Genomic DNA, 20,431 nt, shown 5'->3' with positions numbered 1-20,431 from the left:
TTTACCCTCAAGCCTGGGAGCGGACGCGCAACTGGTCGAGACCCACCGCGAGCAGCAGAACCGCTCCCTTGGTGACGTCCTGCCAGAAGCTCGATACATTGAGAAGGGTGAGGCCGTTGTTCAGCGTGCCGAGGATCAGCACCGCAAGCAGCGTGCCCCACACAGACCCGCGGCCGCCGAACAGCGATGTGCCGCCAAGGATGATCGCCGCGATGACGGTGAGCAGGTGCTTGCCGACCGAGTCCGGGGCCGCAGCACCAAGCATGGCCGCGACGATGACGCCCGCCAATGCGCCGGCGAGGCCGGACGCCACATAAAGCAGGATCTGGGTGCGGTCGACCGGAATACCCAGCATGCGCGAGGCCTCCGGATTGCCGCCGGAAGCGTAGATGTAGCGGCCGAACGGCGTGAAGGCCATCACCCACCAGGCCAGGAAGTAGACCACCAGCATGATGATGAGCGGCACCGGAATACCGCCCGAACCGCCGATCTTGCCCGAGCCGATCCAGTTGAAACCCGGGATCATCAAGGGCTGGGTGAGGCCACCGGTGAGCACCAGCGAAGCGCCGGTGATGATCGACATGGTTCCCAGGGTGACGATGAAGGGGTTCAGCTTGAGGCCGTTGGTCAGCGCGCCGTTGCCGGCGCCGATCAATCCGCCGGCCAGGATGGCGACCAGGCAAGCGACCCAGATGTCGATGCCAGCGGTATAGCACATGGCGACGATGACGCCAGAAATGCCGGCGACCGCCGCCACCGACAGATCGAGGCCGCCGGCGATGATCAACGGCGTCCCGGCCGCCGCCATCAGGCCGATGAAAGCCATGTTAGAGCCGATGGAAAGCAGGTTCTTGACGGTCAGGAAGAACGGCGACAGCACCGTGAAGATGGCGACCAGGATGAGATAGAAGGCGAGCAGCATCGCAACGCCGGCCCAGGCATGGCCAAGCAGATTTTTCGGCCGATTGCGGGCGGGCGTTGGTGCGGTGCTGACGGTGGTCTGGGACATGCGAGGCTCCTGCACAATCACGCTGCGGCGGCGGACTTGCTTGCCGCGCTCATCAGCGCCGACGCTTCCGTCGGCTGTTCGAAAATTTCGGTGACCCGCCCGGACGCCAGCGCGATGGAACGGTCGGCAAGGCCTGCGACTTCCTCGGCATCGGACGAGATCAGCAGAATGCCAAGGCCGCCATCGGCAAGCTGGCGGATCTGGCGGTAGATCTCCTGACGGGCGCCGACATCGACGCCGCGCGTCGGCTCTTCGAGGATAAGCACCTTCAGGTCGCCAAGCAGCCAGCGCGCCAGGCAGACCTTTTGCTGGTTGCCGCCGGAAAGCGTGCCGATCGGCTGTTCGGCATTGCGAGCGCGGATCGACAGCCGCCAGATCCACTCCGCGGTGGTGGTCGCTTCCTTCTTGCGATCGACAGACAGCCCTTTGGTGAACAGCGGCATGTTGGCAAGCGACATGTTCTCGCGCAGCGACAACATGGCGACGATGCCCTCGCGCTTGCGCTCGGCGGCAACGAGGCCGAGCCCCGCCTCCACCGCCTTGCCGGGGGTGCTGACCTGATATGGCTTGCCATCGATCTCGACGCGTTCGACGCGCGTTCGCGGTGCGGCACCAAACAGCGCGCGTCCGATCATCTCCACGCCGGAGCCGATCAGCCCATGCACCCCGGTGATTGAGCCTTGGCGGACGGTGAAATCGACGCCGCGCAGCCAGCCTTCGACATTCAGCCCCTCGACCGTCACAACGTCGGCAGCGGATGCCGTATTGACTGAAAATGCCGGATAGAGATCGCCGACGCGGTTGCCGATGATGGCATGCAGCACTTCGTCGACATTGGTGTTCGCAGTGGTGAAATCGCCGGCGTTGCGGCCATCGCGCAGCACAGCGATGCGCCCCGACACGGCAAACACCTCCTTGAGATAGTGCGAGATGTAGATGATCGAAATGCCGTCGGCCTGCAGCCGGCGGATGATGCCGAACAGCATCTGCACCTCGTCGGCGGCAAGCGAGGCGGTCGGCTCGTCCATGATCAGCACGCGCGCCTCGCCATTCATGGCGCGGGCGATCTCGACGATGCGCTGCACGTGGTGCGACAGCGTACCCATGCGGGTGCGCGGCGACAGCCAGTCGAGGCCCATGCGTTCGAGAAGTGCTGTTGCCCGCACCTCCATGGCGCCGCGGTCGACATGCATGCCGTTCCTGGGCAGCGCGCCAATCATGATGTTTTCGGCGACGGTGAGGTCGGAGAAAACAGACAGTTCCTGCGGCAGCATGCGGATACCGAGCGCCAGCGCATCGGCGGGCGATTTAAGATCCTGTTCACTGCCGTTCACGGCAATCGTTCCTGCATCGCGGCTGTAGTTGCCGGACAGGATCTTCATCAAGGTCGATTTGCCGGCACCATTGGCGCCGAGCAGTGCGACCACTTCGCCGGCATCGAGGTGGAAGTGCACATCCGCAAGCACCGGCACGCCGCCGAATGACTTGCCGATGCCATTCATGTCCAGGATGCGCTTATCAGTCATTTCCACCACGGATGTTCGGTAGACGGATGCGACGGGGCGACGCCGGATGACGCGCCCCGTCCGCTGCTTGATTTCATTTGGCGGGGACCAAGTCCTCAAAACCCTTCAGGAAATCCTCCTTGCGCAGTTCGGTCAGATAGGCCGAGAACGCCTCTTGCGGGAAAGTGTATTCGAAGTCGGCCTTTTCGGCACATTTGTAGTCGGCGTAATACTGGCAGAGATTGGCCTTGTTGATCATCACGTGATTGACCAGCACGGCCGGTGGCAAGGTCTTGCCCGCGAGCGACGAGAGCGCGATCGGGATCAGGTAGTTGCCGTAATTCTCGGGAAAATAACCGGTTGCGGCGACAAGGTCGGGCTCTTCGCTCAGCGCCTTGGTTTCGTCGGCGCCGTTGCCGACAACCACGACATCGGCCTGACGGCCCGCCTGCTGCACGGCGCGCAGCATGCCGATGGCGGACTGGTCGTTGATGGCGGTGATCATGATCGGCACGCCATCGGGAATGCGGCCAAGCACGTTGGTCATCTGCGCGAAGGATTCCTGCTGCGTGTTCTTGGTGTCGATGCGCAGCATCTTGGTCTTGTCGAATTCAGGCAGCGCGGAAAGGAAGCCGTTGACCTGGCCTTCGGTGCGCATTTTCGGGATGGAGCCCGACTGCGGCAGTTCGCCGACGACGAAATAGCCCTGCATCGCCTTGTCCTTGCCGAATTTGGCGATTGCCGCCTGGCCGAGATAAGACCCTGACATGTAGCCCGATTTCGGATTGTTGGCGCCGAAGAAGGTGGAGCCCGGCATCGGAATGTCGATGGCGACGACCTTGACGCCATCATCGTTGAAGACGTTCATCACGGTCTGGCCAAAATTGCTGTCGGTCTGGAATTCGATGACATAGTCGACCTGGCGCTGGACAAAGCTCTGGGCGTTGGCGAGCGCCGTCGGCCCGTCGAGACGGTTGTCGGCGACCAGCAGGTCGACGCCGGCGAGATCGGCATTCGCCTGGATAGACTTTTCCACGACCACACCAAATGTGATGTCGCGCTGCAAATTGGCGAAACCAATGACATATTTCTTGCCGTTGCGTGGCGGCTTCACCGCCGTGGCGTCCTTGACCATTGCCGCATACTGCTCGGCGCTGAGGCGCTTGCCGTCATAATTGGCGGAATCGAAGCCGTGGAAATCTTCAGCGAAGGCAGCGGCGCCAAACAATACGCTCGCGGCCACGCCGAGCGCGAGCGCCCTGGCGAATGCTTTCATATCGATAATCCTCCCAAATGCGGCAACCGCCGCCCGTTGTTTGCCGGACAGCTCCTCTGCCGGCGCTCTCACGGTGAAGGCAAAATGTCACTTCGCAACTTGTCAGTCAAGTTGCGAAGTGATAGCCGTTTGAAATTCGAGGGAGGCGTTCTTGGCGCTCACGGCAGTTCGATGTGGAGCTGAGGCTGGTGTGTTAGCGCAGGACCAGCCTCTCCACCATTTTCTCGTCGACCTCGATGCCGAGGCCGGGGCCACCAGGCGCCTGCACCACGCCGTCCTCATGCCAGATTGGCTTGTCGACCAGTTCGGTCTGGACCGAAACCCGGAACGGCTTCAGTTCGATCAGCCGGGCGTTCGGCGAGGCGATCGACAGATGCAGGCTTGCCGCCGTGAGGATCGCCGTGCTCCAGGCATGAGCGTTGATGGTGACGCCCGCCGCGCCACACAAATCGTCGATCTTGCGGAACCCGGTAATGCCTTCCGAGCGCGCCGGATCGACGCCCACAATGTCTACCGTGCCGGTCTCGATCAGCCGCTTGTAGCCCGACACGGTGAACTCGCGCTCGCCGGTGCCGATCGGCAGCAGGGGCAGAGCATTCTTCAGGGCGCGATAATCCTCGATCCTGGTTGGGTAGAACGGCTCCTCGATCCAGCCGATATCGTGCTCCGCCATGCGGCGAACCGTCCGGATGCCGGTGTCGCGATCCCAATTCACACCGTTGCCCGCATCGACGACGATGTCGAATTTGTCGCCAAGAGCGGCACGCAAGGCGGCGACAAAGGCAACATCATTGTCCGGATCCCTGCCGATATCGGAAAGGCCGCGCTTGGCAAAACCGAGCTTGCAGCCGGAAAAACCCTGTTCCTTGAAGCTGACCACTTCGGCGACGTTCAAGGCGCGCGTTGCCTTGTTGACGTGATTGCAGGCATAGGCTGGGAGGCTGTCGTGCTTCTTGCCTCCGAGCAGGTCGTAAACCGGCTTGCCTTCGATCTTGCCCTGGATGTCCCACAGCGCCATGTCGAGCGCGGAATAGGCAAAGCAGGCGATCCCTCCCTCGCCGTACCACCACGCATGCTTGCGCATCATGGTCCAGGCTTCCTCGATGGTGAGTTCGCCGGCCTGCTGCAGCAGCGGGCCAAAGCCGCCGTCGATCAACAGCTTGGTTGCCCAGCATGCCTCCGGCCACATGGCGATGCCTTCGCCCCAGCCAACGGCTCCATCCGTGGTTTCCACACGCACCAGCACGGTCTGCCGCCAATTGCCGTGATCATTGGTGTCGGAATAACGGATGACATAGGTTCGGATCGGACCGAGCCGCATGGAAAACTTCCTCCAGCAATGAGCGCCGCCGATGCCCTCGTTGCAACGTTGACTAACACCGGCTGGGCTGTTACGTCAAGAAGTGGTCAGGCCACTTGGCCATTTTCGTTGGAAGATCGGGCGGGTGGCGGAGGAGGACACGTGGCGGTAAGCGACTTCAGCCATGAGATGCCGCTGAAGCGGGCAGGCCTTACGGAACTGCTCGTTGCCCGCATCCTGGGCATGGTGACGGCCGGCAATCTGAAACCGGGCGACCAGTTGCCAGCGGAGCGCAAGCTGGCCGAAACCTTCAACGTGTCGCGGCCGACGCTGCGTGAAGCGATGCGCGCGCTGGCCGTGCTCGGCGTCATCGAGGTTCGCCATGGTGGCGGCGTGTTTGTCTCGCAACTCGAGGCCGCCGACCTGCTCGCACCGCTGACTTTCTTCCTGACGCTGCGCGCCACAGAAGTGGAAAAACTCTACGAAGCGCGTAGCCTGGTCGAGGGCGAGATCGCCGCGCTTGCGGCCGAGCGCGGCGATGAGGAGGCGTTCGACGAACTCGAGACCCTGATCGAGAGACAGGCGAGCGCCAAGGAGGATCCGGCGACGTACCGTGATCTCGACACCGCGTTCCATCGCCGGCTTGGTGAGCTTGCCGGCAACGAATTCCTGGCCCGTGCCGCCCAAAGCCTCAACGTGCTTGGCCAGGAATTCCGTAAGATCGCGTCCGAGACAGCCAATGTCATTTCCACCTCGATCGACGACCACAAGGCGATCGTGGCGGCGGTGCGGATGCGCAACGCAACGGCCGCCCGTGCTGCGATGGTCACGCATATGGACCACGTGCTGCAATCCACCCAGGCTTCGGTGAGGGCAAAACAATGACCGAGCGGCGCTGGGGACTCTCGAAAGTCACCGAGGCGGACATCAGGAAGGGCGGATTCTCCACGCCATGGGACGCGCCCTTCATCCCGTCATTCCCGTTCGCCTTCCGCAACGCGGAAATCCTGACGGTGTTCTGGCGCACCGATCCCTCGGCAATGCGCTTCCTCGCGCCGCCACCGGTGGAAGCCGTTGGCGACATCGTCTGCGTCCACATCTACCGGATGAATGACACGAGTTGGCTCGGCCCCTACGACGAAGCCAACGTCATGTTCGGCGCGAAGCTGCCGAACGGCAGAAGCGGCGCCTATTCGCCATATCTGTTTCTTGCCTCGGATGGCGGCGTCGCACACGGGCGCGAAGTGCACGGGCAGCCCAAGAAACTCGCCAGTCCCTTCTTCGATTTCCGCGGCGACCTGGTGGTTGGCGGCGTCGAGCGCAACGGCATCGACATCATCACGGTGACCACACCTTACAAACAGAGACCGGCCGACCCCACCGAGATGCGCCGGTATTTCGACTTCAGCACCAACCTGAACCTCAAGGCGATCGACCAGATCGACGGCACGCCGGCGATCCGGCAGATCACGTCGCGCAAGCTCACCGACGTGGTGGTGCACGAATGCTGGCGCGGGCCAGCGACCGTGGAGCTCAGGCCCAACGCCCAGGCTCCCGTGTTCCGGCTGCCGGTGATCGAACCCATCGAAGCCTTCCACTGGCGCGCCGACCTCACGCTAGTGCCAGGCGAGATCGTCCACGATTATCTCGAAGCGGGTGCCTGATGCGCGTCGTGGTGACCGACTACACATTCCCGGCGCTCGACGCGGAAGCCGACGCCGCCAGGGCCAGCGGCGCGGAATTTTATGCTTTCCAATGCAAGACCGCCGACGATGTGGTCGAAGCAGTCAGGGGTGCCGATGTCGCGGTGGTGCAGTTCGCGCCGCTCGGTCGCAAGGCGATCGACGCGCTGGCGCCGGGTGCCGCGGTGATCCGCTACGGCATCGGCTTCGACAACATCGACATCGAAGCCGCCAACGACCGCGCCATGCCGGCGGGCTATGTGCCCGACTACTGCCTCGATGAGGTAGCGGACCACACCACCGCGCTCATCCTGGCGCAATTGCGCAAACTGCGGCAGCTGGACTCAAGCGTGCGGCGCGACGAATGGGCGGCGGTCAAGGTTGCGGCGCCCCTGCCCGCCTATTGCGAAACGACGATCGGCTTCCTCGGCCTTGGCCATATCGGCCGTGCCGTGCTGAAGCGGCTGGCGCCTTCCGGATTTCGCTTCATCGTGGCCGATCCGATACTGGACCAGGACATGGCTGGCTCACTCGGCGTCGAGCGCGTTTCGGCAAACGAATTGGTGGAGCAGGCAGACGTGCTCAGCCTGCACGCACCGGCAACGCCGCAAACCATCGGCTTCGTCAATGCCGAGCGGCTTGCCCGCATGAAGCCGAACGCCGTGATCGTCAACACGGCACGCGGCACGCTCGTCGACGAAGCCGCGCTGGCGGCAGCGCTGAAGGCCGGCCGTATTGCAGGCGCAGCACTCGATGTCTTCGTCACCGAGCCGTTGCCGTTGGACTCGCCGCTTCGCGACGCGCCCAATCTGATCCTGACCCCGCACGCGGCGTGGTATTCCGGGCAAGCGATCACCCGGTTGCAGCAATTGGTGGCCGACGATATCGCGGCGCATCTGGCGGGCCGGCCGCTGCGAAAACCGGTGCCCGGATCGATCGCGGCCAAGGGAGGCAACCGGTGAAGATCAACATCGGTGTCATCGGCGCCGGCTGGTGGGCGGCGCTCGGCCACATCCCGGCGCTGCGCGACAATCCACATGTCGGCATCGTCGCGGTCAACCGGCCCGACCCCGACGGCATGGACAAACTGCTGGCGACGTTTCCCGGCGTAAAACCTTATTTCGATGCCGCAGAGATGCTGGCGGAGGAAAAGCTGCACGGCGTCGTGGTGGCGTCGCCGCATACTCTGCACGCCGAGCATGCCCGGCTCGCGCTCGCCAAGGGCCTGCATACGCTCATCGAAAAACCGATGGCAACCTCGGCCTCGGACGCACGGGCGCTGGTCGCCCTGGCGACAGCGAACGGCGCCGAGATTATTCTGCCTTACGGCTGGAACTTCAAACCTATCGTCGAAGAGGCCCATCGCCTCATCCGCGACGGATGGATCGGCGAGGTCCGGCACGTTGTGGCACAGATGGCCTCGGCGCTGGCCGATCTGTTCGGCGGCGAACCGATGATCGAGACCAAGGATCACCTGTTCCGCCCGCCCGTCTCCACCTGGGCCGACCCGAAGAAGTCGGGCGGCTATGGCTGGGGCCAGCTGACGCATGGGCTCGGCGCCCTGTTTCGCATGGTCGACCTCGATCCTGTCCGGGTCTTTGCCAAGACGGGTCTGTCGCCAGCCAGCGTCGACTATTACGACGCGGCGGTGGTCGAGTTTTCGAACGGCGCGACGATGGCGCTCTCCGGCGCCGCGACAGTACCAAAATCGCGCGGCTATCAGATCGACATCCGCATTTTCGGCACCGAGGGCATGCTTTTGTTCGACATCGAACGTGCCCGTATCGAAGCCATAAGGCACGACGGCAAGTCCCATATCGCCGACCTCGGCGCGAACGCGGGCGACTATGAGGTGGTGGCGCCGGTCAGCCTTCTGGTCGATCTCTGCCGGGGCGTCGAGGCGGCAAACCCGGCCGACGGCATCGTCGGAATGCGCTCGGCCGTGCTGCTCCACGCGATGTACCGTTCGGCGCGCAGCGGCCGGATGGAGGAGGTAGAATGAGGCTCAGTGTTACCAGCTGGTCGTTTCCGCAGCTCACGCTCGACGAAGTCGGCGGGCTTGCCAAGGTGCTTGGCATCGAAGCCATCGATGTTGGCTATTTCTATCGCTCGGCGCTCGACAAGGCACGGTTGCTCAAGAAACCGGAGGCTTATGGCGAAGAGATCCGCAAAGCCTCGCCGGTCGCCGTGTCGAACCTCTACCACCTCTTCGGCAATTCCGTCGCGGGGCGAAACCTCGCCAGTCCCGCGCATCGCCGGGAAAACCTCGCCGACTTCCAACAGGCGCTGAAATTCTGCGTCGCGGTCGGGTCGCCCACGGTGTTCATCCTGCCTGGCGTCATCAACGGCGCGCAAAGCCGCAAACAGGCGCTCGCGGAAACGGTGGAATCGCTGAAGCCTCTGCTCGATGCCGCGGCGCCGACCGGGGTGAGCGTCTGCGTCGAGCCACATGTCCACTCCTATCTCGAGAGCCCGTCGATTACAGCCGAACTGTGCGAACGGGCGGCGGGCGTGAAGCTCGCCATCGACTACGCGCATTTCGCCGTTTCCGGCTACCGGCAAGAAGAGATCGACGCGCTTGCGCCATGGTTCGGGCACGCGCATCTGCGCCAGGCGCGCCCTGGCGCGCTGCAGACCAAGCTCGAGGAAGGAACGCTCAACTTCCCGGCGATGTTCTCGACTTTTCGCGATGCCGGTTTCGGCGGCTGGCTGGCTTGCGAATATGTGCACCAGGGCTATTTCGATACCTTGCATGACGATGTTTTGACGGAAACCGTAAAGATGCGCGATCTGTTTCGTGCCTGGAGTGCCGCATGAGTTCGGGTGCCATCATCGTCACCGGCGGGGCCGGCGGCATCGGCCGTGCCATCGCGGCGCGGCTCTCCCTCGACGGTTATCGTGTCATCATCGCCGACCGTGACGGCACTGCCGCGGAAGCGGTCGCAAAAGCCATCGGCTGCGATTTCGAAGTCATCGACATCGGCGACGAGGCTTCGGTGGTAGCGGGCGTGAGGGCCGCCGCCGGCCGGCATGGCGGGCTCTTCGGCCTGGTCAACAATGCCGGTGTCCACATGCAGGCCCTGGTCGTCGAGACAGCCGTCGACGACTGGGACCGGATCTTCCGCATCAACAGCCGCGGCACCTTCCTGATGTGCCGCGAGGCCGCTCGCGTCATGGCGGCGCAAAAAGCTGGCCAGATCGTCAACATCGCCACCAAGCTCGGCTTCGGCAATCCGTTCTCGTCGGCCTACATTGCGTCGAAGAACGCGATCTGGGGGCTGACCCAGTGTCTCGCCATCGAGATGGCTTCCAGCGGCGTTCGCGTCAATGCGGTCGCGCCGGGGCATGTCGGGCCGGGAACCGGCATGGAAGCGCTGTTCCGGCAGAAAGCCGACAAGCTCGGCAAAAGCTGGGAGAATTTCGAGGCGGATGTGGTCGCGACCATCCCACTGCACCGCTGGTGCAAGCCGGAGGACGTGGCCGGCGCGGTGGCGTGGCTGATGGGGCCGGACGCTAGCTTCGTCACCGGCGAGCTGATCAACATCACCGGCGGCTTCCAGGCCTATGCCGCGACCCCCGCCAGTGAGGCGGTGCGCGAAGCCGGCTTGCGAGGGCCGTCGAAATGACCCGTTTGCTGGATGGCAAAGTAGCGCTCGTCACCGGCGCGCGAACGGGACTTGGCGCTGCGACAGTGGTCGCGCTCGCGAAGCTTGGCGCCACCGTCATCGCCTCCGGGCGCCACGCCGGAGATTGTGGCGCTGTCGTCGATGCGGTGACGGCGAACGGCGGCGTGGCGTCGGATTTCATGCTCGACGTCGCCGATCTGGATACGATCCCACATCGGGTCGCCGAGGCACTCAAACTGCACGGGCAGATCGACATTTTGGTCAACAACGCCGCGACCATTGCGCCGATGGCGCGCCTGGCCGAGCTTGACGCCGGGGCTTTCGACGCCGCGCTGACCCTCAATGTCAGCGGCCCGGCCGCTCTGACCGCGGCGCTCTGGCCCCACTTCGGCGGTGGCCGTATCGTGAATATAATCAGTGGCGCGGCAACCCGCGCCATGTCCGGCTGGGCCTCCTACTGCGCTTCCAAGGCGGCCTTGTTGATGTTGACCAAGTCGATCGCGCTCGAAGGCCAAGCCGCCGGTATTCGCGGATTCGCGCTCGCGCCAGGGCTCGTCGACACCGGCATGCAGGCCGCCATCCGCGACGCGAAGATCAATGCAATCTCTGACATTCCTCGCGAAAACCTAGATCCCCCAGAGCGTGCGGCGCAAACCATTGCTTGGATCGCAACCGGTTTGGCCGACGACCTTGCCGGCGACTACATCGACGTACGGCAAGCAGGACTGCAAGAGCGTGTCGCTGCGGACCTATCAAATACCGCCAGGAATGGAACGGAATGAACAGAATAGATCTTGAAGGACAGGTTGCCGTCGTGACCGGCGGAGCGCAGGGGTTGGGTCTGGCCTTTGCCAGGCGGATGATCGCATCCGGCGCAAAGGTGAGCCTGTGGGACATGAACCAGGCAGGGCTGGAAGCAGCGGTTGACGCGCTCGGGGATGCAGCCAGGGCCGTCGTGGTGGACATTACCGATCACGAGGAGGTGCTTGCCGCGCACGCCCGCACTGAAAGTGAAATCGGGGGCGTTTCGATCCTGGTTAACTCGGCGGGGATCGCCGGACCCAATCATACGCTCGACGAGTATCCACTCGACGCCTGGCGGCGCGTCATCGATATCAATCTCAACGGAACCTTTCATGTGAACCGCGCCGTCGTGCCCGCCATGAAGGCGCGCAATTACGGCCGCATCGTCAACATCGCCTCGATCGCCGGCAAAGAAGGCAATCCCAACGCTTCGGCCTACTCGGCATCCAAGGCAGGCGTCATCGGGCTGACCAAGTCGCTGGGCAAGGAGCTTGCCGGCTACGACATAGCGGTCAACTGCATCACGCCGGCGGCGGCGCGCACGCCGATCTTCGACCAGATGAAGCAGGAGCATATCGACTACATGCTGTCGAAGATCCCGCGCGCGCGGTTCCTGGAAGTGGACGAGGCGGCAAACATGGTCGCCTGGCTGGTCTCGAAGGAAAACAGTTTTACCACCGCTTCGGTCTTCGATCTGTCAGGCGGTCGCGCCACCTATTAGCTCTGAAGGAAGTTTGATATGAGGCAGCTACGTTATGGCGCTCGACTTCGGCCTGTGCGACTGCATCGCGCCGAGCTGAAGTTTCATAGGCTGATTTTGAAGGTCCGCTCCCTCTACTGAGATCCATCGCAGACCGTCCGTCTTACGACTGCACAAAGCGTCCTGCTGTCGCGAGGTCGCGTTGGCGAAATCGCCTCATCATCGAGTGAAGGGTTTTCAATTGCCCTGCACGCGCAAAGCCCATCAACTCCTCACCGACGATCGAACCTTTGTGGGGCGGGCATGCGAGCAACGGCCAGGGTGCGCAGGGTGCGCGACGGCAGGCTGGAATTCTCCAAGGAGTGGTTGCAACTGCGCAACCCGCATGCGCCGATCTCGGTTCTGGACGAGGATCAGGTCGAGCGAATTCACGACGCCTCCATGACGGTGCTCGAAGACGTTGGCATGCGCATCCAGGACGAAGAGGCGCGCAAGCTGTTTGCCAGCGCTGGCTTCACCGTCGACCATGCAAGCGAGCGCGTGCATTTCGATCGCGAAGGCCTGCTCGAGCTCGTCGCCAAGGCGCCGTCCATCGCGACGGTTCGCGGTCGCGATCCACTGAAGAAGCTGTCCATGGGCGAAGGACGTGTCGCCTTCACCGCAGTCAGCGGCCCGCCCTTCGTTTCAGATCTGGATCACGGTCGTCGCGCCGGCACATTTCGCGATCAGGAAAACTTCCTGAAGATGACGCATATGACTGACGTGCTGCAGATCGAAGGGGGCACCAGCGTCGAGGCCCAGGATCTGCCGGCGGACACCCGCTACCTGGATTTCTACCTTGCCTGCTGCAAGCTTTCGGACAAGCCGTGGAAGCCACTCACCATCGGCCGACACCGCGCCCGCGATGCCATCGAGATGGCCAAGATCTGGTATGGCGAGGACGAGGAAAGTCTCGCCGCAAATCCGGTGTTCTTCGTCAACACCAACACCAACACGCCACTCGTGCTCGACGGCGAGATCGCGCAAGGCGTCATCGAATATGCGCGGCTCGGGCAGGTCGTCTGCGTCACGCCGTTCGGCCTGGCAGGCGCCATGGCGCCTGCGACGGTGGCCGGGGCGTTGGCCATGCAGAATGCCGAGACGCTGGCCTGCTGCGCGCTGACCCAGATCATTCGTCCCGGTTGTCCGTATATCTATGGCGGCTTCATCTGCAACGCCGACATGAAGACGGGGTCGCCTGCATTCGGCACGCCCGAATTCACTCTGGGCGCTCAGGCGACCGGCCAGATGGCGCGGCGCTACGGTCTGCCCTGGCGCTCGTCCAACGTGAACGCGTCGAACGCGCCGGACGCCCAAGCTGCCTATGAATCGATGATGTCTCTCTGGGGGGCGCTGACCGGTCATGCCAGCGTCTTCAACCACGGCGCCGGCTGGCTGGAAGGCGGACTGGTCGGTTCTTACGAGAAATTCATCCTGGACATCGAGATGGTGCGCATGATGTGCGCCTGGATGACGCCGCTCACCGTCAATGACGACACCATCGGTCTCGACTCGATCAGGGAGGTCGGGCCCGGCGGCCATTTCTTCGGCACAGCGCACACGCTCGCCCGCTACGAGAACGCCTTCTACAAACCGCTGGTTTCCGACTGGTCGAATTTCGAGAACTGGCAAGACAAGGGCAGCCCGGATGCCGCCCGGCGCGCCAACGGCATCTGGAAGCAGATGGTCAACGAATACGAAGCGCCCCCGATCGACCCATCTGTGATCGAGGAGCTCGAGGACTATGTCGCGCGGCGCAAGATCGAGTTGGAAGCCCTGCGCTAGCAGCGGTCCGTGGAAAACCACCCAAGATGGAATAACGACCTGATGGATACAAATGCCCGCGTGGTGGTGATCGGCGGTGGGATAACAGGCTGCGCCATTCTCTATCATCTGGCCAAAAAGGGCTGGAGGGATGTCGTGCTGCTGGAACGGTCGGAACTGACATCCGGCTCGACCTGGCATGCGGCCGGCAATTTGTTCTCGCTGACGCGGCCCTCCAACGCCCAGCGGTTGCAGGTCTACACGATCAATCTCTATCCGGAGATCGAACGGGAAAGCGGACAATCCGTAGGCTACCATCCGACCGGCGGCATGCATCTGGCGGCATCGGACGACGAGGTGACGACGCTTGCCATTGCCCGCGCCCGCGCCCGGCGCAATGGTGTCGAGGCGGAATGGATCACCTTCGAAGAAGCAAAAGAGCGTGCGCCGGTTCTTCAAACTAAGAACCTCAAAGCGGTGCTATGGGAGCCGATCAAGGGGCATGTCGACCCGTCGTCGGCGACCAACGCCTTCGCTACCGCAGCCCGTAAACTCGGCGCAAGGATTCACCGCCACACACCGGTGATCGCGACGACGCCGCGCGCCGATGGCGGCTGGGACGTCGAGACGCCGGGCGGCACCATCCATGCTGATTTCGTCGTCAACGCAGCCGGCTTGTGGGCGCGCGAGGTTGCGACCCTGGCCGGGATCAAGCTCCCGCTGCTGCCGGTTGAACATCACTATCTCGTCACCGAGGCGATCCCGGAGATCGAGGCGATGGATCACGAACTGCCGACGATCGGTGAAAGCGAGGCCGGCTATTATTCGCGTCAGGAGGGCAAAGGCATCCTGCTTGGTGCCTATGAGACTACCTGCCATCACTGGTCGCTCGACGGCACGCCGCTCGATTTCGGCCATGAGCTCCTGCCCAACGACCTGTCGCGGATGGATCGCAATTTCGAAGTAGCGATGGACCGCATGCCGTGTCTTGGCGAAGCCGGCATCAAGCGTGTCATCAACGGGCCGATGATCTTTTCGCCCGACCTCGGCCCGCTGCTCGGGCCGCATCCGGAGTTGAAGAACTATTTCTGCGCCTGCGGCGTGATGAGCGGCCTCAATCAGGGCGCCGGCATCGGCAAGGTGATTTCGGAATGGATCGTCGATGGCGAGCCTGAAATGGATGTGAACTTCTGGGACGTGGCGCGCTTCGGGCGGTGGGCCGGCAAGCGCTTCACCTTTGAACGAACCAAATACTATTACGAGAACCGGCAGGAGCGGCCCTATCCGCATCTTGAATGCGCGGCCGGCCGCCCGGTGCGGACCTTTCCTGCCTATGCGGCGCAAAAGGCAAGGGGTGCGGTGTTCGGCTTCAACAATGGCTGGGAACAGCCGCTGTGGTTTGCCCGCGAGGGCGACGAACAGCACGACGTTTTCAGCTATGCCCGCCAGAACTGGTGGAAAACGGTCGGCGAGGAATGTTTGGCCGTGCGTGAAGCCGCCGGCCTGTTCGAGATATCGACATTCGCCAAATACAGGATTTCGGGAGACGGCGCGCCCGCGTGGCTGAGATGGCTGCTGGCAGGCCGCATTCCGGAAAAGCCGGGAAAAGTAGCGCTTTCGCCCATGCTGTCCGAAAAGGGCCGGCTCATCGGCGACCTGACTGTCTCGAAGCTCGATGACGAAAGCTACCTGCTGCTCGGTGCCGGAACCATGCAAGGCCAGCATATGAGCTGGTTCGACACCCACCAGACACCGGGCATAGCGGTCGAGAATCTTTCGGACGGCTGGACCGGCTTGATGCTTGCCGGGCCGAACGCGCGCCAGATTCTGGCCAAGGTCACCACTGGCGATGTGTCTGACGGCGCGTTGCCGTTTCTCTCGGTCCGCCGCATGGAGCTTGAGGGGGCGGCCGACACTATTGTGCTGCGGGTCTCATTTTCCGGCGAACTCGGCTACGAGATCTATACGCCTGCGATGTATCAGGCCGGCCTCTATGAGGCACTGTTTCGTGCTGGCGTCGATCTCGGCCTGGTGCCCGCCGGCAGCCGGGCGTTGACCAGCCTGCGTGTCGAAAAGGCCTTCAAGAGCTGGGGGCTCGAACTCGCATGCGATTATACGGTTATGGAAACCGGCATGGACCGTTTTGTCGACTGGAAACGCTCAGGCTTCATTGGCGAGAACGCAGCCCGAGAACACCGTGAGCAAGGCGCTGCGGAACGCTTCGTCACGCTAAGCGTAGACGCGGCCGAAGCCGATTGTTCGGGCGGTGAACCGGTGTTTCGCGATAATGTCTATGTCGGCTATGTCACCTCGGGCGCCTATGGCTATTCGACGAAAGAAAGCCTGGCGCTTGGCTATCTCGCGTCACATGTCACGGGGAACGGCGCTGGCTTCGAGGTCGAGATCAACGGCAAGCGCCGCGCCGCTTCGGTCTCTGGCGGTCCGCGCTATGACCCCAAAGGGCTTCGCATGCGGCTTTGATCGCGCCGATGCGGCCTGCAAACTTCCGTCGCTTGCCGAATGCGCCTATAGGTTCATAAGGCGTCGCGCCGACAGTCGCGTCCGGTGGGTAGGAGTTGCAGAAATGGCGAGGCGGTTACCTCCCTTTGCCGCGTTGCGGGCATTCGAGGCAGCCGCACGCGCCGGCAGCCTGGCCGATGCCGCTGAAGAATTGCTGATTTCGAGCTCGGCCGTCAGCCACCAGATCAAGTCGCTGGAGACTTTCGTCAGCGCCAGGCTTTTCCTGCGCGAACAGACCGGCCTGAAACTCACCGAGATCGGCGAGAAATATCTCGACGGTTTGGGCGATGCGCTCGACCGCATCGAGGCGAGCACGCTGTCGGTGATGCAGGACACCAAGAATGGCGGCCTGACCATCCATCTTTTCCAGTCGCTGGCGCAGATGTGGTTGATCCCTCAACTGGACGATTTCCTGTCCTCCAATCCGGAGATCAGCGTCAAGCTCGTGACCAAGCCGGATGAGATCGAGTTCTCCGGCTCCAGCATCGACATCGACATCCGCTACGCCATGGACGTACCTGCGGAGCACATGTGCGAGAAGTTGATCGACGAGATCATCGCACCTGTCGTCTCGCCAGACTATCTGCGCCACCACGGCCCCATCGAAACGCCGGAAGATTTGCTTGGACGGCGGCTGATCGGCTGCGAATACGTGCCGCATGAGTGGGATTTCTGGTTCGATAAGATGGGCGTGCAGGGCTCGAACCAGACACCAAAACTGATGTTCGATTCCCGCTCGCACGCTTTGCTTGCCGCCAGTGAGGGCATGGGCGTGGCGATGAACCGGCGGCCTTATGGCGACATCCTGTTGAAGCGAGGCTCGTTGATCTCACCCTTTACCGACGAGGTCGGAACCGGCGGCGCCTACTATTTCATTGCGCCCAAACGCTCGGCCAGCCTCGCTCGCGTCAAGCATTTCAAAGCCTGGCTGCAGTCGCTTTGTACGGGTCTTCGGGCCGAGTAAGACGCCACGCCGGGTCCGCCGCCCGCGCGAAATGAAATTCATCGGCGCCGAAATTTTATTCGATTGAGACGTTGAGGACGCGCCCCTACGGTCCCGCGAAAAGGCGGGGCGATGGTGCGAAACGGCGGTCGAATTCTGGTAAGCGCGCTCCTGCAAAACGGCTGCAAGGCTATCTTCGGTGTGCCGGGCGAAAGTTATCTGCCGGCGCTCGATGCGCTGTGGGAGGATGCCAACGCCATTCGCTACGTCACCTGTCGTCACGAAGGCGGCGCCAGCTTCATGGCCGCCGCCTATGCCGATGCGACCGGCGAGCCCGGTGTGTGCTTCGTCACCCGTGGGCCCGGGGCGATGAATGCATCGATCGGCCTGCACGCCGCCTACCAGGGATCGACGCCGCTCGTCCTTCTGGTCGGCCAGATCGCTTCCGCGCACCGCGACCGCGAGGCTTTTCAGGAACTCGACTATCGCCAGATCTTCGGGCCGATGACGAAATGGGTGGCGGAAATTGACCATCCTTCGCGCATTCCGGAATATGTTAACCGGGCCTGGCGAACCGCGATGACCGGCCGGCCTGGTCCGGTGGTGCTGGTGTTCCCGGAAGACGTGCTCAAAGTGGAGAGCGACGCCGCCGATCTGAAGCCGGCCATGTTGACGTCGGTCGCACCCATGGCGTCTGATATGGCTCGGATCGAGACAATGCTGGCGCGCTCGTCGCGGCCGCTGTTGCTGCTGGGCGGCGCCAACTGGACCCGTGCTGGCCATGCCGCCATCATCGAGGCAGCGGAGCGTCTCGCCATTCCCGTCGCGGTCGGCTTCCGTCGGCAAGGCTTGTTTCCGAACGACCACCCTAACTATATCGGCAACCTCGGTTTCGGGGGGACGCCAATGCCGAACGATTATTGCCGAGAGGCTGATCTCGTCATCGCCGTCGGCAGCCGGCTGGGCGACGGCACCACGCTGAAGTTCTCGCTGATCGCGCCGGTGCCGAATTGCGCGCTCATCCATGTGCATCCGGGCGCCGAAGAATTGGGCCGACTCTACCAGGCCGATCTTCTGGTGCAGGCCGATCCGAATGCGTTTGCGGCCGCACTCGCCGCCTTGCCTCCGCAGGGAGATCCCAGACACGTCGTGGCATGCGGCACAGCGCATCGCCGGCACGAAACGATGCTCGATCTGGTGCCGCAGCCGGGTCCTGTCGACATGGGGGCGGTCATGCGTTTTCTGAGCAAACGATTGCCGCCAAATGCCTTCATGACCACCGGCGGCGGCAACGCCTCGGACTGGCCTAACATCCATTTCCGATATCGGCGTTTTCGCGGCGGGCTTGCTCCGGTGTGCGGCGCCATGGGGTTTGGCGTGCCGGCGGCGGTAGCAGCCAAAATCGCTGATCCTGATGCTCCCGCCGTCTACATCGGCGGGGACGGCGACTTCCTGATGAACGGCCAGGAATTCGCGACCGCGATCCAATACGGGCTCGACCCGGTCTTCATCATCGTCGACAACCAGTCCTACGGCACGATCCGCATGCATCAGGAGCGTGCTTTCCCGGGCCGCAATTCCGGAACCGGCCTTACCAATCCGGATTTTGCCACCGTGGCGATCGGCTATGGTGGCCATGGCGAGACGGTGGAGACCACCGGTGATTTTGCGCCGGCCTTCGAACGAGCGTTGGTGAGCGGCAAGGCGGCGATCATTCACATCAAGGTCGGCTCCGACCATCTTGGACCAAACATGACGGTATCCGCCTTGAACAGCCGCCGAACCGTCAGGCAGCGCCTGTCAAATTGAACCTGCGGGAGGATATTGCGTGATCAGTTTCTCAAAGTTTGCCTGCACCTTGGCCTATGACGCCATTCCCGAGGAGGTCCGCGCTATCCTCAGGCGCAGTTTTGCCGACACGCTCGGCGTCGCGGCGGTGGGCTCGACCACCGAGATCGCGTCGATCACCAAAAAGATTGCCGATCGGCTGTGGCGTTCGTCACCCGAAATCGGCGCGGCGCGCATGATCTTCGACGGGCGGCCGGTCAGCCCGGCCGGTGCGGCCTTTGCCGGCGCCTTCACCATCGATTCCATCGACGGGCATGACACCACCAGCCCGTGCAAGGGCCATGCCGGTTCGGCGGTGTTTCCGGCGCTGCTCGCCGTTGCCGATTCGCTCCGGGCCTCGGGCGCCGCAATCTCCGGCAAGGAATTCATGGTTGCGCTGGCTATCGCGTATGAGATTTCCTATCGCGCCGGCCTGACGCTGCATGGCACCGTTTCCGACTATCACACCTCCGGAGCGTGGACCGCTGTCGGCGTGGCGGCCAGCGTTTCCCGGTTGCTGATGCTCAGCCAGGAGCAGACCCGCCATGCGGCGGGCATTGCCGAATATCACGGGCCCCGCAGCCAGATGATGCGTTGCATCGATTTCCCGACCATGCTGCGCGACGGCGTCGGCTGGGGCGCGCCGTCGGGCGTCATGGCGGCCTACATGGCTGAACTCGGCTTCACCGGCGCCCCAGCCATCACCGCCGAGGGCGAGGCCGCCGAGCCCTGGTGGCGCGACCTCGGACAGGCCTGGCGTGTCGCTGAAGACACCTCGTACAAACCCTATCCGGTCTGTCGCTGGGCGCATCCATCGATCGATGCCGCACGTGACCTGATGCGCGACAACGGACTTTCCAGCAAGGATATCGCGCGCGTCCGCATCCAGACATTCCACTATGCCGTCCGGCTTGCCGGCCACAATCCCAGGACGCTGGACGAAATGAGCTATTCGATCGCGTTCCCGGTCGCGACGATGATCGTGCGCGGCAAGATAGGGCCGCAGGAGCTTTTGCCGGAGGTTCTGCAGGACGAGGAAATCCGCCGCATTTCCAACGCCACCGAGCTGGTCGAAACCGAGCACTACACCCGCATCAGCGTCGGCAAGCGCTGGGCCGACGTGACGCTTTACCTCAGGGACGGCCGCGAACTCATGTCGGAGCCCCGCACACCGAAAGGCGACCTCGACAATCCGATGAGCGCGGAGGAGTTCCACAGCAAATACGTCAACTTCACCCATGGCCTAATCGGCAGGGACAAGGCCGATGACATGGAGGCGATGGCGCTGTCATTCGATGGACTGGACAGTAAAGCACTCGGCCGGCTGATCGACTTGATCGTTGCACCACTCGACAGCTGATCTGCGGTGTCCTCGATCTATCGGTCTGCCAGGAATTATTCTCAGCCGGCGGTGAATGCTTTTCGATCCCATCCCG

General features: G+C 63.0%; 17 protein-coding genes. 13 read left to right on the top strand and 4 right to left on the bottom strand.

Annotated elements, in window-relative coordinates:
• Window positions 1-7: 7 nt before the first annotated feature.
• The 4 genes from FJ956_RS03905 to FJ956_RS03890 form a co-directional block, all read right to left on the bottom strand.
• The gene (locus FJ956_RS03905) at window positions 8-1,009 is read right to left on the bottom strand and encodes an ABC transporter permease (protein ID WP_140677863.1); all 1,002 of its coding nucleotides are present in this window, start codon (window positions 1,007-1,009) and stop codon (window positions 8-10) included.
• Between the two features lie 17 nt (window positions 1,010-1,026).
• On the bottom strand, window positions 1,027-2,535 hold the full coding sequence (locus FJ956_RS03900) for a sugar ABC transporter ATP-binding protein (protein ID WP_140677865.1): 1,509 nt from the start codon (window positions 2,533-2,535) through the stop codon (window positions 1,027-1,029).
• 73 nt (window positions 2,536-2,608) lie between these two features.
• Complete coding sequence (locus FJ956_RS03895) at window positions 2,609-3,790, bottom strand: sugar ABC transporter substrate-binding protein (RefSeq protein ID WP_140677868.1); 1,182 nt, start codon at window positions 3,788-3,790, stop codon at window positions 2,609-2,611.
• 193 nt (window positions 3,791-3,983) lie between these two features.
• Window positions 3,984-5,111 carry a mandelate racemase/muconate lactonizing enzyme family protein gene (locus FJ956_RS03890; protein ID WP_140677870.1) on the bottom strand — a complete coding sequence of 376 codons (1,128 nt, stop codon included), beginning with the start codon at window positions 5,109-5,111 and terminating at the stop codon, window positions 3,984-3,986.
• A gap of 18 nt (window positions 5,112-5,129) precedes the next feature.
• On the opposite strand from FJ956_RS03890, the gene FJ956_RS03885 reads away from it, so the two are divergent.
• The 13 genes from FJ956_RS03885 (at window position 5,130) to FJ956_RS03825 (ending at window position 20,355) form a co-directional block, all read left to right on the top strand.
• The gene (locus FJ956_RS03885) at window positions 5,130-5,975 is read left to right on the top strand and encodes a FadR/GntR family transcriptional regulator (RefSeq protein WP_140677872.1); all 846 of its coding nucleotides are present in this window, start codon (window positions 5,130-5,132) and stop codon (window positions 5,973-5,975) included.
• Window positions 5,972-6,754: an acetoacetate decarboxylase gene (locus tag FJ956_RS03880; protein ID WP_140677874.1), complete on the top strand. Its 783-nt coding sequence runs from the start codon at window positions 5,972-5,974 to the stop codon at window positions 6,752-6,754. Before FJ956_RS03885 ends, FJ956_RS03880 begins: the two co-directional genes overlap by 4 nt.
• A complete protein-coding gene (locus FJ956_RS03875) occupies window positions 6,754-7,734 on the top strand; it encodes a C-terminal binding protein (RefSeq protein ID WP_140677876.1) in 981 nt (326 codons plus the stop codon). The genes FJ956_RS03880 and FJ956_RS03875 overlap by 1 nt, the downstream gene beginning before the upstream one ends.
• Window positions 7,731-8,774, top strand: coding sequence for a Gfo/Idh/MocA family oxidoreductase (locus FJ956_RS03870; RefSeq protein ID WP_140677878.1), 1,044 nt, complete (start codon window positions 7,731-7,733; stop codon window positions 8,772-8,774). Before FJ956_RS03875 ends, FJ956_RS03870 begins: the two co-directional genes overlap by 4 nt.
• Window positions 8,771-9,589 (top strand): sugar phosphate isomerase/epimerase family protein, encoded by an 819-nt coding sequence (locus FJ956_RS03865; RefSeq protein WP_140677881.1) that lies wholly within the window; start codon window positions 8,771-8,773, stop codon window positions 9,587-9,589. Before FJ956_RS03870 ends, FJ956_RS03865 begins: the two co-directional genes overlap by 4 nt.
• Window positions 9,586-10,398, top strand: a complete 813-nt coding sequence (locus FJ956_RS03860; protein WP_140677883.1) for an SDR family NAD(P)-dependent oxidoreductase — start codon at window positions 9,586-9,588, stop codon at window positions 10,396-10,398. Before FJ956_RS03865 ends, FJ956_RS03860 begins: the two co-directional genes overlap by 4 nt.
• On the top strand, window positions 10,395-11,180 hold the full coding sequence (locus tag FJ956_RS03855) for an SDR family oxidoreductase (protein WP_140677886.1): 786 nt from the start codon (window positions 10,395-10,397) through the stop codon (window positions 11,178-11,180). Before FJ956_RS03860 ends, FJ956_RS03855 begins: the two co-directional genes overlap by 4 nt.
• The gene (locus FJ956_RS03850) at window positions 11,177-11,923 is read left to right on the top strand and encodes an SDR family NAD(P)-dependent oxidoreductase (protein ID WP_140677888.1); all 747 of its coding nucleotides are present in this window, start codon (window positions 11,177-11,179) and stop codon (window positions 11,921-11,923) included. The genes FJ956_RS03855 and FJ956_RS03850 overlap by 4 nt, the downstream gene beginning before the upstream one ends.
• 282 nt (window positions 11,924-12,205) lie before the next feature.
• Complete coding sequence (locus tag FJ956_RS03845) at window positions 12,206-13,726, top strand: trimethylamine methyltransferase family protein (protein ID WP_140677890.1); 1,521 nt, start codon at window positions 12,206-12,208, stop codon at window positions 13,724-13,726.
• Window positions 13,727-13,768: 42 nt separating this feature from the next.
• Window positions 13,769-16,186: an FAD-dependent oxidoreductase gene (locus tag FJ956_RS03840; protein ID WP_140677892.1), complete on the top strand. Its 2,418-nt coding sequence runs from the start codon at window positions 13,769-13,771 to the stop codon at window positions 16,184-16,186.
• 103 nt (window positions 16,187-16,289) lie between these two features.
• Window positions 16,290-17,189 carry a LysR substrate-binding domain-containing protein gene (locus tag FJ956_RS03835; protein ID WP_181170213.1) on the top strand — a complete coding sequence of 300 codons (900 nt, stop codon included), beginning with the start codon at window positions 16,290-16,292 and terminating at the stop codon, window positions 17,187-17,189.
• A 111-nt stretch (window positions 17,190-17,300) separates the two neighbouring features.
• On the top strand, window positions 17,301-18,977 hold the full coding sequence (locus FJ956_RS03830; protein WP_140677898.1) for a thiamine pyrophosphate-dependent enzyme: 1,677 nt from the start codon (window positions 17,301-17,303) through the stop codon (window positions 18,975-18,977).
• Between the two features lie 19 nt (window positions 18,978-18,996).
• Window positions 18,997-20,355, top strand: a complete 1,359-nt coding sequence (locus FJ956_RS03825; protein WP_140677900.1) for an MmgE/PrpD family protein — start codon at window positions 18,997-18,999, stop codon at window positions 20,353-20,355.
• Window positions 20,356-20,431 lie beyond the last annotated feature (76 nt).

This window comes from Mesorhizobium sp. B2-4-3 (assembly GCF_006442815.1).
Classification (GTDB): domain Bacteria; phylum Pseudomonadota; class Alphaproteobacteria; order Rhizobiales; family Rhizobiaceae; genus Mesorhizobium.
This window is presented reverse-complemented; position numbering and strand designations above follow the sequence as displayed.